The sequence below is a fragment of the Zoogloea sp. genome (genome assembly GCF_041911615.1).
In the GTDB taxonomy this organism is placed as follows: Bacteria; Pseudomonadota; Gammaproteobacteria; order Burkholderiales; family Rhodocyclaceae; genus Zoogloea.
In genome coordinates this window covers 39,133-52,748 of record NZ_JAYROR010000056.1, presented here as the reverse complement: position 1 = coordinate 52,748, position 13,616 = coordinate 39,133, and the positions used below count along the sequence as shown (strand labels likewise).

The window sequence follows — 13,616 nt, the reverse complement described above, 5'->3', positions numbered from 1 at the left end:
GCCACCCGGATCGGCCCGCCGACGGCTTGCAGCAGCGGCCCGGCGAGGGTGATCTCGAGGGCCGCGGCGTCGGCCGGGTTGCCCGCGAGGCCATTGGCGGCGGCCAGCCGCAGCGGGTCGAGGGCGCCCGAGCGCGGCACGCCGATGCGTCGATGGCCGAGGCGCCCGCGATCCTGGATCGACACGCCGAGACCGGGGGATTCGATGCGCAGGTGGGGGCTCATGGGGCCAGCGCGTCCCGCCCGGCGTCACGCCAGCACACGCGGTCGCCGGGAGCGAGCAAGGCTGGACGGTCGGCGTTGGCGGGGTCGAACAGGCGGGTGCCGGTGCGCCCGACGAGGCGCCAGCCGCCCGGGCTGGCCCACGGGTAGATGGCCGCCATGCGCCCGGCGATGGCGACCGAGCCGGCCGGCACCGCCACCCGCGGGGTGGCGAGGCGCGGCATCTCGAGCGCCGCCGGCAGCCCGCCGAGGTAGGGAAAGCCAGGCAGGAAGCCGAGCATGTAAACCGGGAACTCGGTGGCGCACAGCAGCGCGATCACCGCCTCGCGGGTCAGGCCGCGGGCGGCGGCCACGTCGTCGAGGTCGGGCGCGCAGTCGGGATCGAAGCACACCGGCAGCGTCCACCGGGTGCCGCGGGTGCGGGCGGCGTGGCCGGCGGCGGCCAGCGCCCGCAGATCGGCTTCGAGCCGGGGCGGGTCCACGGTGTCCGGGTCGAAGTGGATCGTGACCGAACGGAAGGTCGGCACCCACTCGACGATGCCCGGATGGCGCTCGGCCAGGGCCGGCAGGGCGTCGGCGAAGCCCAGCACGCGGGCGTGGATCGCCGGGTCGATGGCGTTGCCGAACTCGACGGTCAGCGCCGCGTCGCCCAGCGGCAGCAGGCGGACGGGCGCGGCTCCGTGCATCGCGCGGCTTACTGGCCCAGCGCGCCGAAGGCCTTCTTGGCCAGGCTGCCGGCGGCGCCCACCGGGTCCTTGCGGATCGCCTTTTCTTCCTCGGCGATCATCAGGTAGAGGCCGTCCAGGGCCTTGCGGGTCACGTAGTTCTCGATCTTCAGGTCGTCGCCCTTGCCCAGGCCGAAGGCGCTGGCCTTGCCGGCGAGCTTGTTGTACTGCTCGGCCAGCGCCAGCTTGCCGGTGGTCTCGCGCACCGTGGGCAGGAAGGATTCGGTCAGCTGGGCGGCGGTCTTCTCGCGGAAATACTGGGTGGCCGAATCGTCGCCGCCGGAGAGGATCTTCTTGGCGTCGTCGACGCTCATCTTCTTCACCGCGTCCACCAGCAACACCTTGGCCTTGGGCACGGCCTGCTCGGCGGCCTGGTTCATGGTGGCGACGAGGGCGTCGAGATCCTTGCCGCGGCCCATGGCGCGCAGGCCGCCTTCGAGGGGCGCGAGGGATTCCGGCAGGCCGATCTTCACCTTCGGGTTGTTCATGAAACCGCCACTGGTGCCGAGCTGTCCAACCGCCTTGGAGGCGCCCTGGACCAGCGCTTCCCGGAGGCCGCCGGAGGCGTCCTTGTCGGTCAGATCGGCCAGCCCCAGCGCCCAGGCCTGGGAACAGATGACAAGCAGCAGCAAAGCTTTCAGAATCGCACGCACGGCAGCACCCCTTTCGCAATCAACACGCGGTTAAAAAAGATGTTTCTCAAGGCTATCACGCGTCTCGTGGCCCCTGTGCTCCTCGTTGCATTCCTTGACGGATGCAGCGCCCCGGCGGCGCCCGACGTGCGCTTCACGACCCTCGACGGCCAGACCACTCCGCTTTCCGCCCTGCGCGGCAAGGTGGTGCTGGTGAACTTCTGGGCGACCACCTGTACCACCTGCGTGGCCGAGATGCCGCAGCTGGTCGACACCTACACCAAGTTTGCGCCCAAGGGGTTCGAGACGGTTGCGGTGGCGATGAACTACGACCCGCCCGAGTACGTGCGCAATTACGCCGCGAGGAACGCCCTGCCCTTCAAGGTGGCCCTCGACAGCGACGGCACGGCCGCCAAGGGCTTCGAGGAGGTTCGCCTGACGCCCACCACCTTCCTGCTCGACAAGCAGGGCCGCATCGTCCAGAAATACCTCGGCGCGCCGGATTTTCCCAAGCTCCACGCCCTGCTCGAAAAACTCCTGGCCGAACCGGCGTGAAGGCCCGCGGCACCCTCCTGGCGCTGCTCGCCGTCGGCGCGCTGGCCACCGTCGCCCTGTGGCCCAAGGGGCGCGAGGTGGACGTCGTCGCGGTGCGCAAGGCGCCGCTCACCCAGTCGGTGGTCGCCACCGGCCGGATCGCCACGCCGGCGCGCATCTCGGTGGGCAGTCCGCTCGCCGCCACGGTGCTCGACGTGAGCGTGCGCGAGGGCGACCTGGTGGCGCCCGGTCAGGTGCTGGTGCGCCTGCGCGCCGACGACGCCACCGCCCTCGTCACCCAGGCCCAGGCTGCCCAGGCCGAGGCCGAGGCACGCCTCACCCAGGTCGAGAAGCTCGGCCGGCCCGTGGCGGCCCAGCAGCTCGCCCAGGCCGAGGCCAACCTCAAGGTGGCGCAGGCCGAGGCCGAGCGCGCCCGGCGTCTCGTCGCCCAGGGCTTTTACGCCCAGAGCAAGGTGGACGACGCCCTGCGCAACGCCGCCAACGCCGCCACGGCGGTGGAGGCCGCCCGCGCCCAGCTCGCCAACGCGAAGGCCCGCGCCGCGCTGCTGACCCTCACCGCGCCGTCCGCGGGCACGGTGCTCACCCGCAAGGCCGAGCCCGGCGACGTGGCGGCGGCCGGCAAGGTGCTGCTCGAACTGGCCGACGCCGGCGAGACGCGCATCTACGCCACCGTCGACGAGAAGAACCTGCGCCTGCTCAAGCCCGGCCAATCCGCCCGTGGCGTCGCCGACGCCTTTCCCGCCCAGCCCTTCGACGCGACGCTGTACTACCTCGCGCCGGCGGTGGACCCGCAGCGCGGCACCGTCGAGATCCGTTTCCGCGTGGGCAAGCCGCCGGCCTTCCTGCGCCCCGACATGACCGTTTCGGTCGAGACCGTGACTGGCCACCAGGATGCGACCCTGGTGTTGCCCGCCGAGGCGGTGCGCGACGCCGACGGCAACGCGCCGTGGGTGCTGGTGGCCCGCGATGGGCTGGCGAGCCGCGCCGACGTGAAGCTGGGGCTTGCCGGCATCGGCGAGGTGGAAATCGTCGCCGGCCTCGCCGAGGGCGATCTGGCGATCCTGCCGGCGTCCGGCGCCCTCGAGGGCGACCGGGTGCGCATCCGGGCGCCCCGGAAGCCCAAGGTCGGCGGCCTGCAGGTGCCGCCGGGCATGACGAAGTGAGCGCCCCCGCGTGAGCCTCCGGTTGCGCCTGCCCTTCGCGCCGCTCGTGGCCCTGCGCTTCCTGCGCGAGGGGCGGATGCAGACCGCGCTGATCCTCGCCGGCACCACCGGCGGGGTGGCGGTCATCATTTTCCTGACCCAGCTCATCACCCAGCTGCAGGCCCAGATCGTCGATCGGGTGCTGGGCAGCCAGGCCCACGTGGTGATCCGCCCGCTCGAAGAGGCCAACCGCCGCGCCCTCGACGACGCCGGCTTCGCGACGGTGATCGAGCCCCGCGCCCAGCGCCTGCGCTCGGTGGACCAGTGGGAGAGCGTGGCCAAGCTGGCGGCGGGGATGGCCGGCGTCACCGCGGTCTCGCCGGTGGTCACCGGGCCGGCCTTCGCGGTGCGCGGGCAGGCCAACAAATCGGTGGCGCTGATGGGCGTCGATGCCGAGCGCTACCGGCGCATCGTGCGCATGGAGGAATACATGACCGCCGGCCGCTTCGCCGTCGATGGCCCGCGGGCGGTGATCGGGATTGAACTGGCCAAGGACCTGGGCATCGGCCTCGAGGACAAGCTGCGGGTGATGCTGCCCAACGGCCGCGACGAACTGCTGGTGGTGGGCGGCGTGTTCGACATCGGCAACAAGGATCTCAACCGGCGCTGGGTGTTCGTGACCCTGCCGCTGGCCCAGAGCCTGCTCGACCTGCCCGGCGGCATCTCCAATCTGGACCTCACCGTGGCCGACATCTTCGACGCGCAGGCCGTCGCCGACCGCCTGCGCGCCGCCACCGGCCTCACCGTGGATAGCTGGATGCAGACCAACGCCCAGCTGCTGGCGGCGCTGCGCAACCAGACGGTGTCCAACAACCTGATCCGCAGCTTCGTGATCCTCATCGTGGCGCTGGGCATCGCCAGCGTGCTGGTGGTGAGCGTGGTGCAGAAGCAGAAGGAGATCGGCATCCTGCGTGCGATGGGCGCCAGCCGGGCGATGATCCTGCAGGTGTTCCTGATCCAGGGCGCGGTGGTGGGCGCGGTCGGTTCGGCGGTGGGCAGCGGGCTGGCCTTTGCGCTGCTGGCGGTGTTCTCCCACATCTACCGCAACGCCGACGGCACGCCGCTGTTCTCGGCCGAGCTGGAGCCGCGCTTCATCGTGATGGCGGCCCTCGTGGCCACCGCCGTGGGCCTCGCCTCGGCGCTGATTCCGGCCCGCCGCGCCGCGCGGATGGACCCGGTGCAGGCGATCCGCGCATGAGCGTCGCTGTCACCGCCCCGGTCATCGCCCTGGCCGGGCTCACCAAGGTTTACAACGCCGGCACGCCGGTCGAGACCGAAGTGCTGCACGGCATCGACCTCAGCCTGATGGAGGGCGAGTTCGCCGCCTTGATCGGGCCGTCCGGCTCGGGCAAGAGCACGCTCCTCAACGTCATCGGCCTGCTGGAGCGGCCCACCGGCGGGCGCCTGTCGATCGGCGGGCGCGACACCGCCACCCTGTCGGAGGCCGAGATCACCGCCCTTCGCGGGCGCAGCATCGGCTTCGTGTTCCAGTTCCACCACCTGCTGCCCGCCTTCAGCGCGCTGGAAAACGTGATGATGCCCACCATCATCGCCCGTGGCCGCCCCGACGACGAGGCCGAGGCCACCGCGCTGCAGCTCCTCGACGCGGTCGGCCTCAAGGCCCACGCGCGCAAGAAGCCCGCCGAGCTTTCCGGCGGCCAGCAGCAGCGCGTCGCCATCGCCCGCGCGCTGGCCCTCAAGCCGCGCCTGATCCTCGCCGACGAGCCCACCGGCAACCTCGACACCCACACCGCCGACGACATCTTCGCGCTGCTGCGCGAGTTCAACCGCCAGACCCACTGCGCCTGCCTGATCGTCACCCACGACCCCCGCCTCGCCGCCCGCTGCGACCGGGTGGTGCGGCTGGTGGACGGGCGGATTGCCGAGGACGGGCCGGCGCGCTGAGGCGCGCGGTTCAGCCGGCGGCCGGCGGCAGGTTGATGAAGCGCTGATCGACCATGGTGGCCACCGCCCAGCGAACGTCCGTCGAAGGGGCGTACCGGCGGCGCCTGGCGTTCCGCCTCGGGTGGGGTCAGGCCGGCGAATGCAGGCCGATCATGTTGCCCTCGCTGTCGCGCAGGTGGGCGATGTGGCCGTACTGGCCGATGGAGAACTTCGGCTTGACCACCGTGCCGCCATGGCTGGCCGCGCGTCCGGCCTGCACCGCGCAGTCGGCGCAGGTGAAATACACCAGCACGCTGCTGCCGCCGGGATCGAGGCCGTCGATCCGGGCCAGCGCGCCGGAGATGCCGTGGCCGCCCGGCTGCATCGGAAACGCCCACAGGTCGATGGGACTCTCCAGCCGGGTGAATTCAAAACCGAACACCGCGGCGTAGAAGGCCTTGGCCCGGTCCATGTCGGCCACGTAGAGCTCGAACCAGCCCACCGGGTTGGCGCCGCCCGGATCGCCGCAGCCGGCGGGCGCGAGGCCGGCGTCGACGTCCAGGGTGAGCACGGCCTTTTCGGTGTAGGGGTTGAAGGGCGCCGAACAGTGGTCGTGGACGATCAGCCAGCGGCCGGCGTGCTGGCGGAACAGGGTCGAGCTGCGCAGCCAGTGGCGTCCGGCGGGATGGCCGGGGGGCAGTCCGGTGAAGCGCCACAGGCAGTGGGCGGCGGCCAGCGCGCCGCCGACGTGCACGGCGAGATCGCGGGTTTCGATGGCGAAGCCGTCGGGGAAGTAGGGAAAGCAGCCGGTGAGCTTGGCGCGCAGCCCGCCGGGGCCGTCGGAGAACGGCGGAATGGCGTCGAACAGCACCGCGTCGGGCGCGTACAGGGCGCAGACGGCGTCGGCGTCCTTGCGGCAGAAGGCGGCGTGCCACGCGGCGAGGGCGGCGCGGATCAGGGTTTCATCGTTCATGGTGGTTTCCTTGGCGCAGGGGGCGCGGCGCGCATTCGTATCCATCGGCCGCGGGTCGCGCCGCCATCCGTTTCAGTCTAGTCGCTGGCGGCCCGGCCGCAGGGCTAAAAAAGAACAGCGCCGCCGCCCCGGGCGGGCCCAGAATGGGGGCTGTCTTTCCCCGCTGTGCCTGTCCATGCTCCTGCTGTCCTGCGGCCTCCTGGTCATCAACGAACGCGGCGAACTGCTCGTCGGCCACTCCACCGGCAGCACCCTCTGGGATCTGCCCAAGGGCCTCATCGACCCCGGCGAGACGCCGCTGGCCTGCGCGCTGCGCGAGGCGCGCGAGGAGTTCGGGCTCGACTTCGCCGCCACGCCGGTCGACGACCTGGGGCGCCACCCCTACTACCGGGGCAAGGACCTGCACCTCTTCGCGGTGGCCGCCGACAGCGCCGCCATCCGCCCGCAGGACTGCCGCTGCGCCAGCTTCTTCGACGAGCCGCGCAGCGGCGCCCGCCTGCCCGAGATCGACGCCTACGCCTGGGCCGACGAGGCGCGCCTGGGCCTGCTGCTGGGGGCCAGCATGAAACGGCTGCTCCTCGGCAAGGGCCTGCTGGCCGGCGCGCGGGCGGCCCTGGGGCGCGGCTGAGGGGCGACCGGCGGCGGGCTTGAATGCCTTGGGGATAATGCGAGATGGGTTGAATGGATATACACTGCGGCGCGCGCCGCGTGGCGCGCCATGACAACCGCAATCCACCCGGAGGAGCTCCGCCCATGTCCCAGAACCTCATCGCCCTCGACCTCGGCGCCGACGCCGTCGCCGCCATCGACCAGGCCCTCGCCACCCTCGAAGCCCACCTCGGGCGCCTGCCCATCCTCGACGGCGAGACCGTCCGCCGCCTCGTCAAGATGGGCGACAAGACCGAAGCCTTCTGCCGCCAGGCGGCGGTGGTGCTGGAGGACAACCCGCGCCTGGTGCCGCCCGATTTCAGCGTCGCCGCGCTGCGCCAGGACATCACCGACCTGGACCTGATGCGTCCGCGCTTCCTGCGCCTGCGCGAGCTGCTCGAACGCACCCGCAGCGCCGAGCTGGCCCTGGGCAGCGACATCGCCAGCGCCGCCCTGGAGGGCTACGGCTACCTCAAGATGGGCGGCAAGAGCGCCGGCCTGGACGGGCTGCGGGCGAGCATGAGCGCGCGCTACTCGGGGCGCCGCAACCCGCCGGACACGCCTGCCGCGTAAATCGCCGCGGCGCCCATCGATGGGGCGCTGCAACCCATCGATGGGCGGATTGTGCGCATGGATGCGCAGCCGTCGCCCATCCATGACCCCGCGCCACCCATCCATGACCCGCCGCGACCCACCGCTGCGCTGCGCCCACCCACCGATGGGGCGTGGCCACGCATCGATGAGTGAATTTCACGCATCGATGCGTCTCGGAGATCCATGCATGAGCAAAAATCACCCATCGATGAGGGCCGGAAGCCCATGCATGGGCGACGCCGTCGGGTTGGCCGGGATGTCGCGGCGGACGGCAATCCGTCCATCGCGATCCTGCCGTCCCCGCCCCCCGCCGGGCCTGTGCACCTGATACATTCCCGACCTCGTTCCCGGCCCCGGCTAGGAAGGCCCGCATCGAACCCGGGCGCGGCCCCCTCGGCAGCGCGCCCCGCACTCAATGGATCACCGCAATGCCCACGCTCAACTGGATCGGCAAGGACGCCGTCGTCAAACACCACAAGGAAGTGCCCTTCCGCCTGCTCGAGCCGGTGCCGGCGTTTGCCTGCGGCGATGGGGAAGGGCGTGACAGCGGCAACCTCATCGTGCAGGGCGACAACCTTCATGCCCTCAAGGCCTTGCTGCCGCGCTACGCCGGGCAGGTGAAGTGCATCTACATCGACCCTCCGTACAACACCGGCAACGAAGGCTGGGTGTACAACGACAACGTCAACAGCCCCGAAATCCGCAAATGGCTGGGCGAGGTGGTGGGCAAGGAAGGCGAGACCCTCGACCGCCACGACCGCTGGCTGTGCATGATGTATCCGCGGCTGGTGCTGCTGAAGCAGTTCCTGCGGGAGGATGGGGCGATCTTTGTGTCCATCGACGATGCCGAGCAAGGCTATCTGCGTTTGCTGATGGACGAGATATTTGGAGCTGGCAACTTCGTAGCGAACCTTATCTGGGAGAAGGCGGATTCTCCTCGCAATTCGGCTCGTCAGTTTTCAACTGACCATGACTTCATCATCGTGTATTCCGCGAAACCTGATTGGGTTCCGTTCAAACTAGCTCGTACCGAAGAATCAAACGCGATTTATCAGAATCCAGACAATGACCCGCGTGGGCCTTGGATACCGGGTGATCCTTATGCCAATAAGCCTTATTCCAAGGGTCTGTTTGAAATTCAGGGGCCAACTGGACGAACGTTCGCGCCGCCTGCTGGCCGTTACTGGCGAATTTCGGAGGAAAAACTTCGCGAGCTGGATAGCGAGGGACGTATTTGGTGGGGGCCGTCAGGTAACGCGCGCCCCAGCATTAAGCGCTATCTCTCCGAGGTAGGTGACTTAGTTCCCCGCACGTTTTGGTCCAAGCACGATGTTGGCAGCAACCGCACGTCTAAGAATGAAATGCGCGATATTTTTTCGGAAAGTTCGTCCTTTGATACCCCCAAGCCGACCCGCCTTATCGACCGCATTCTCCAGATCGCCACCGACAAAGACTCCCTCGTCCTCGACTCCTTCGCCGGTTCCGGCACCACCGGCCATGCCGTGCTCAAGCAGAACGCCGAGGATGGCGGCAATCGCCGCTTCATCCTGGTTGAGATGGACGGCAAGATCGCCGAGGACGTGACCAGCCAGCGCATCCGCCGCGTGGCGGGGGGCTACACCAACGCCAAGGGGCAGGCGGTGGCGGGCCTGGGTGGGGGCTTCCAGTTCTGTCGCCTGTCTGCCGAGCCCCTGTTCGACGCCGACGGCCAGATCCGCAGCGATGTGCGCTTTGCCCAGCTGGCCGAATTCGTGTGGTTTGCCGAAACCGGCAGCGGCTACACCGGCAGCGCCGACAGCCCCCTGCTGGGCGTGCATGAAGGGCGGGCCATCTATCTGCTGTACAACGGCATCCTCAAGGACAAGTCGGTGGCCGGCGGCAACGTGCTCACCGGCCCGGTGCTCGACGTGCTGCCGCCCTTCGCCGGCCCCAAGGTGATCTACGCTGCCGCCAACCGCCTGGGCAGCCGCACCGCCCGGGAAGGCATCGTCTTCAAGCAGACCCCCTACGCCCTGGAGCTGTGAGGATGACGCGCTACGACAACGCCGGTAGCACCCCGCTGCTGCTGGACTGGAGCGAAAAGCCATGAACAAGCAACCCATCGAGAAGGCCCGCGACGCCGATCTGCGCCTGTCGTCCCAGGCCCTGCAGCGCGCCGCCCAGCGCGCGCGGGAGCTTGCCCGCCAGACCGGCACCGCCATCGTGGTGAGCCGCCGTGGCGTGATCGAGACGATCCGCCCAGATGCCGGCACGCCGGGCGTGCAGGAACCCGCCGCGCCCTGCGGTAAAGCCCCATGACCGCGTTTGCCGCCAAAACCTACCAGCAGCAGGTGCTGGACAGCGTGGAGGCCTACTTCAAGGCCTGCCATGAGCTGCCGTCGGCGTCGATCGCCTTTACCGCCACCACCGAGCGGTTGTGGGGGCACGGTAATCCGTACAACCCGCTGGCGGTATTTCCGGCCGACATGCCGTATTTCTGCCTGCGGGTGCCCACCGGCGGCGGCAAGACCTGGCTGGCGGCCAAGAGCGTGGCGCTGGTCAATACCCATCTGCTGCGCAGCGAACATTGTGTGGTGTTGTGGCTGGTGCCGAGCAAGCCGATCCGCGAGCAGACGATCAAGGCGCTGAAAGATCGCCATCACCCGTACCACCTCGCCCTGCGCGAGGCCGGCCCGGTCACGGTGATGGATCTGGACGAGGCGAAGAGCGTCACCCGCGCCACGCTGGATACGTCGACCACGGTGATCGTGGCGACACGGCAGGCCTTCCAGGTGGAGGAGGAGGAATGCCGCAAGGTGTATCAGAGCAGCGGGGCGCTGATGCATCACTTCGACACCCTGTCGCCCGATCAGCGCGATGCCTTGCTTTGTGACGGCGAGGGTGGCGAACGCACGGTGCCGTATTCGCTGGCCAACGTGCTGCGCTTGCGCCGGCCCTTTGTGGTGGTGGACGAGGCCCACAACAGCCGCACCGAGCTGGCCTTCGACATGCTGGCGCGCTTTCGCCCCAGCGGGGTGATGGAGCTGACCGCGACCCCGGACATGGAGCGCACGCCCAGCAACGTGCTGCACAGCGTGTCGGCCGCCGAGCTGAAGGCGGAAGAGATGATCAAGCTGCCGGTGGTGCTGGAGACCGAGCCCAACTGGCAACAATGCCTGGCCGACGCCATCGGCCGCCGGGAGGCGTTGCAGCAATTGGCCGACGAGGAGTGCCGCGGGGGCGTCGCCTATCTGCGACCGCTGGTGCTGATCCAGTCTGAGCCGCGCCGTGCCGGCGTCGAGACGCTGGACTATGAGCGGGTGCGCAACGAACTGATCGCCAATCACGGTATTCCGCCCGCCGAGATTGTGGTGGCCACCGGCGAGGAGAAGGGGCTGGAGCAGATCGACGACGGCTTCAAACTCGGCATCGCCGATCCCGCCTGCCCGGTGAAGTTCGTCATCACCCAGAAGGCGCTGGCCGAGGGCTGGGATTGCCCGTTTGCCTACATTCTCGTGAGCATGGCTTCGCTGTCGTCGGCGACGGCGGTCGAGCAATTGCTGGGGCGCGTCTTGCGTCAGCCGGGGGCGAGCCACCGTCAGGCGAAGGCGCTGAATCAATCCTACGCGTTTGTGGTGTCGCGCAACTTTGCCGAGACGGCCGGTGCGCTGCGCGACCGCCTGGTGGCCGGCGCCGGCTTTGAGCGGCGCGAGGTGGCCGACTTTGTGACCGCCGCTCGGGCGGAGCAGTCGCGGCTCGATCTGGAAGGCTATGGCGGACGCGTCGTGGTGTCGCCGGTGGTCGTGCCCATGTCGGAAAAGCCTAATCTGAAGGCCGTGCCTAAGGCCGTGCGGGACAAGGTGAGTTGGGACGGCAAGCTCAATACGCTGACGATCCGCACGCCCTTGACCGAGGACGAGGCGGAGGTGCTGAAGACGTCGGTCAGTTCGGAGTCGGCGGCCCAGGCCATTGTGGAGGCCGCCGAGGTGAGCCGCACCACCGCCATCGAGTTTTTCCAGACGCCGGCGGAGTTGGGGGAGCGCTTCCGGGTGCCGCAACTGGCACTGCGCGTGCAGGGCGAATTGCACCTGTTCGACGACCCGGAGGTGCTGGAATACCCGTGGGAACTTTCTCCCTACGATGCGGCGCCGACGGTGGATGATCTATCCGTTCTGGGCGCGGGGCTGAAGGTGTCGGAAGGTGGCGAGATCGACGTGGATGGCAGTGGACACATCGTGTCGCGGTTCCTGCCGGAGCTGCAGCGCGATCTGGGGCTGGTCTATCAGCCTGAACATTGGGATGCGCTACGCCTCGCTACATGGCTTTGCAAGAATTTGCCCGAGCCAGTGCTGACCCACGCCAGCAAGCAGGCCTTCGTGGCGGCGTGGCTGGCCGATTTGCTCAGTCGCGATGGGTTCTCCCTGGCGCGGGTCAATCTGCAGAAGTTTCTGCTGCGCAATCTGCTGGAGGCGCGCATCCGCGAGCTGCGTAAGAAGGCGGTGGGCAAGGCGTTTCAGCAGACTTTGTTTGGTGCGGATGCGTCCAGCCGGGTGACCGTGACCGATCAGTACGCGTTCGAGTTTCATACCCAGGCCTATGCGCCAATCCGGGATTACGACGGCCGCTTTGGTGTCTTTGATTTCCGCAAGCATTTCTATGGGCGCATCGGGGATTTCGACAGCAAGGAAGAGTTTGAGTGTGCGTGCCAGCTGGACATGCTGGCCCAGCAGGGCCGCATCCAGTTCTGGGTACGCAATCTGGTGCGGCGTGAAGGGTGTTCGTTCTTCCTGCAGAAGGCAGATGGGCGCTTCTACCCGGATTTTCTCTGCCAGTTGCCGGGCATCGGTGGTCACCCGGGACCGGTGCTGGCAGTGGAGTACAAGGGGGGCGACCGCTGGAATGCTGCCGAGGATGATCGTCTGATCGGTGGCCTGTGGGCGAATCTCTCCGATGGGCGCTGCCGTTTTGTGATGGTCAAGGACAAGCGTTGGGATTGGATTGAGGCATGTTTGGGCAGTTGAATAGGGCGGAGGCGGATTCGCCCGCCTTGCCCGAGGCGCCGTCGGCCTCCGATAATCCCGCCTTTCCCTTCACCGAGGAGTCATCGATGCAACGCAATCGCTTTGCCCGTCGCAGTTTTGTGGCCTGTCTTGTCGCCGGGGCGTTCGGCGTGCTGGCGAGCGGGGCCGCGCAGGCCGAGGTGCCGGCGGGGTATCGGGCCGAGTACCGGCTGTCCACCACGCTGGGCACGGCGTTTCCGTGGGGGCAGGCGGGCGAGCGCTGGATCGAGCTGGTGAAGGAGAAGACCCAGGGCCGCATCAACATCAAGCTGTATTCGGGCAACTCGCTGGTGGGCGGCGACCAGACCCGCGAATTCACCGCGATCCGCCAGGGGGTGATCGACCTGTCGATCGGCTCCACCATCAACTGGTCGCCGCAGATCAAGGAGCTCAACCTGTTCTCCCTGCCCTTCCTGATGCCCGATTACAAGGCGATGGACGCGCTCACGCAAGGCGAGGTGGGCAAGGAGCTGTTCGCGGTGCTCGAAAAGCGCGACGTGATCCCGCTGGCGTGGGGCGAGAACGGTTTTCGCGAGCTGTCCAACTCGAAGCGCGCGGTGGCCGCGCCGGCCGACCTGAAGGGCCTCAAGCTGCGCGTGGTGGGCTCGCCGCTCTACAACGAGACCTTCACCGCGCTGGGCGCCAACCCCACCCAGATGAGCTGGGCCGACGCCCAGCCGGCGCTGGCCTCGGGCGCCGTCGACGGGCAGGAGAACCCGCTGTCGGTGTTCGTGGCGGCCAAGCTGCCCACCGTCGGCCAGAAGCACCTGACCCTGTGGCACTACGTGGCCGATCCGCTGATCTTCGTGGTCAACAAGAACGTCTGGAACAGCTGGACCCCGGCCGACCGCGAGGCGGTGCGCCAGGCCGCGCTGCAGGCCGGCCGCGAGAACGTGGACAAGGCCAGGAAGGGCATCGCCGGCAACGACACGGCGGTGCTCAAGCAGATCGAGGCGTCCGGCGTCACCGTCACCCGCCTCACCGCCGAGCAGCGCGCCGCCTTCGTGCAGGCCACCCGGCCGGTGTACGACAAGTGGGCCCGGCAGATCGGCGCCGATCTGGTGAAGAAGGCCGAAGCGGCCATCGCCGCCAAGCGCTGATCCCCGTCCTTCGTCTTCCCTTGCCCGTCGCGGCGCACCGCCG

The 13,616-nt window shown here is 68.8% G+C and carries 13 protein-coding genes and 1 pseudogene; 10 read left to right on the top strand and 4 right to left on the bottom strand.

The window, feature by feature from the left end; genetic code table 11:
* From ACE3P2_RS06695 to ACE3P2_RS06685, 3 genes and pseudogenes are all read right to left on the bottom strand, one after another.
* Nucleotides 1–224 (bottom strand): annotated as a pseudogene (locus tag ACE3P2_RS06695) (allophanate hydrolase subunit 2 family protein); the annotation flags it as partial.
* Nucleotides 221–907: a 5-oxoprolinase subunit PxpB gene (gene pxpB / locus ACE3P2_RS06690; protein ID WP_374262472.1), complete on the bottom strand. Its 687-nt coding sequence runs from the start codon at nt 905–907 to the stop codon at nt 221–223. The pseudogene ACE3P2_RS06695 and the gene pxpB, both read right to left, overlap by 4 nt.
* An 8-nt stretch (nt 908–915) precedes the next feature.
* On the bottom strand, nt 916–1,578 hold the full coding sequence (locus ACE3P2_RS06685; protein ID WP_374262470.1) for a DUF4197 domain-containing protein: 663 nt from the start codon (nt 1,576–1,578) through the stop codon (nt 916–918).
* 147 nt (nt 1,579–1,725) lie between these two features.
* Here ACE3P2_RS06685 and ACE3P2_RS06680 point away from each other — a divergent pair, with 147 nt between their 5' ends.
* From ACE3P2_RS06680 to ACE3P2_RS06665, 4 genes are read left to right on the top strand one after another with little or no spacing between them, the layout of a single operon-like run.
* On the top strand, nt 1,726–2,133 hold the full coding sequence (locus tag ACE3P2_RS06680; RefSeq protein WP_374262468.1) for a TlpA disulfide reductase family protein: 408 nt from the start codon (nt 1,726–1,728) through the stop codon (nt 2,131–2,133).
* Complete coding sequence (locus tag ACE3P2_RS06675) at nt 2,130–3,296, top strand: efflux RND transporter periplasmic adaptor subunit (protein ID WP_374262466.1); 1,167 nt, start codon at nt 2,130–2,132, stop codon at nt 3,294–3,296. Before ACE3P2_RS06680 ends, ACE3P2_RS06675 begins: the two co-directional genes overlap by 4 nt.
* Before the next feature lie 10 nt (nt 3,297–3,306).
* A complete protein-coding gene (locus ACE3P2_RS06670; protein WP_374262463.1) occupies nt 3,307–4,533 on the top strand; it encodes an ABC transporter permease in 1,227 nt (408 codons plus the stop codon).
* On the top strand, nt 4,530–5,240 hold the full coding sequence (locus ACE3P2_RS06665; protein ID WP_374262460.1) for an ABC transporter ATP-binding protein: 711 nt from the start codon (nt 4,530–4,532) through the stop codon (nt 5,238–5,240). Before ACE3P2_RS06670 ends, ACE3P2_RS06665 begins: the two co-directional genes overlap by 4 nt.
* A 127-nt stretch (nt 5,241–5,367) precedes the next feature.
* Here ACE3P2_RS06665 and ACE3P2_RS06660 read toward each other — a convergent pair whose 3' ends face one another.
* Complete coding sequence (locus ACE3P2_RS06660) at nt 5,368–6,192, bottom strand: nuclear transport factor 2 family protein (protein WP_374262458.1); 825 nt, start codon at nt 6,190–6,192, stop codon at nt 5,368–5,370.
* A gap of 175 nt (nt 6,193–6,367) precedes the next feature.
* Between ACE3P2_RS06660 and ACE3P2_RS06655 the strand changes: the two genes are divergently transcribed.
* From ACE3P2_RS06655 to ACE3P2_RS06630, 6 genes are all read left to right on the top strand, one after another.
* Nucleotides 6,368–6,820 carry an NUDIX domain-containing protein gene (locus tag ACE3P2_RS06655; protein ID WP_374262455.1) on the top strand — a complete coding sequence of 151 codons (453 nt, stop codon included), beginning with the start codon at nt 6,368–6,370 and terminating at the stop codon, nt 6,818–6,820.
* Nucleotides 6,821–6,945: 125 nt separating this feature from the next.
* On the top strand, nt 6,946–7,413 hold the full coding sequence (locus ACE3P2_RS06650) for a hypothetical protein (RefSeq protein WP_374262453.1): 468 nt from the start codon (nt 6,946–6,948) through the stop codon (nt 7,411–7,413).
* 449 nt (nt 7,414–7,862) lie between these two features.
* On the top strand, nt 7,863–9,458 hold the full coding sequence (locus ACE3P2_RS06645; RefSeq protein ID WP_374262451.1) for a site-specific DNA-methyltransferase: 1,596 nt from the start codon (nt 7,863–7,865) through the stop codon (nt 9,456–9,458).
* Nucleotides 9,459–9,519: 61 nt separating this feature from the next.
* Nucleotides 9,520–9,732 (top strand): hypothetical protein, encoded by a 213-nt coding sequence (locus tag ACE3P2_RS06640; RefSeq protein WP_374262448.1) that lies wholly within the window; start codon nt 9,520–9,522, stop codon nt 9,730–9,732.
* A complete protein-coding gene (locus tag ACE3P2_RS06635) occupies nt 9,729–12,434 on the top strand; it encodes a DEAD/DEAH box helicase (protein WP_374262445.1) in 2,706 nt (901 codons plus the stop codon). Before ACE3P2_RS06640 ends, ACE3P2_RS06635 begins: the two co-directional genes overlap by 4 nt.
* An 86-nt stretch (nt 12,435–12,520) precedes the next feature.
* On the top strand, nt 12,521–13,573 hold the full coding sequence (locus ACE3P2_RS06630; RefSeq protein ID WP_374262442.1) for a DctP family TRAP transporter solute-binding subunit: 1,053 nt from the start codon (nt 12,521–12,523) through the stop codon (nt 13,571–13,573).
* Nucleotides 13,574–13,616 lie beyond the last annotated feature (43 nt).

What these genes read in the sequence shown, in the direction of transcription:
- pxpB (WP_374262472.1), bottom strand. Translation starts at nt 907, where the DNA reads ATGCACGGAGCCGCGCCCGTCCGCCTGCTGCCGCTGGGCGACGCGGCG.
- ACE3P2_RS06665 (WP_374262460.1), top strand. Translation starts at nt 4,530, where the DNA reads ATGAGCGTCGCTGTCACCGCCCCGGTCATCGCCCTGGCCGGGCTCACC.
- ACE3P2_RS06660 (WP_374262458.1), bottom strand. Translation starts at nt 6,192, where the DNA reads ATGAACGATGAAACCCTGATCCGCGCCGCCCTCGCCGCGTGGCACGCC.
- ACE3P2_RS06655 (WP_374262455.1), top strand. Translation starts at nt 6,368, where the DNA reads ATGCTCCTGCTGTCCTGCGGCCTCCTGGTCATCAACGAACGCGGCGAA.
- ACE3P2_RS06650 (WP_374262453.1), top strand. Translation starts at nt 6,946, where the DNA reads ATGTCCCAGAACCTCATCGCCCTCGACCTCGGCGCCGACGCCGTCGCC.
- ACE3P2_RS06645 (WP_374262451.1), top strand. Translation starts at nt 7,863, where the DNA reads ATGCCCACGCTCAACTGGATCGGCAAGGACGCCGTCGTCAAACACCAC.
- ACE3P2_RS06640 (WP_374262448.1), top strand. Translation starts at nt 9,520, where the DNA reads ATGAACAAGCAACCCATCGAGAAGGCCCGCGACGCCGATCTGCGCCTG.
- ACE3P2_RS06635 (WP_374262445.1), top strand. Translation starts at nt 9,729, where the DNA reads ATGACCGCGTTTGCCGCCAAAACCTACCAGCAGCAGGTGCTGGACAGC.
- ACE3P2_RS06630 (WP_374262442.1), top strand. Translation starts at nt 12,521, where the DNA reads ATGCAACGCAATCGCTTTGCCCGTCGCAGTTTTGTGGCCTGTCTTGTC.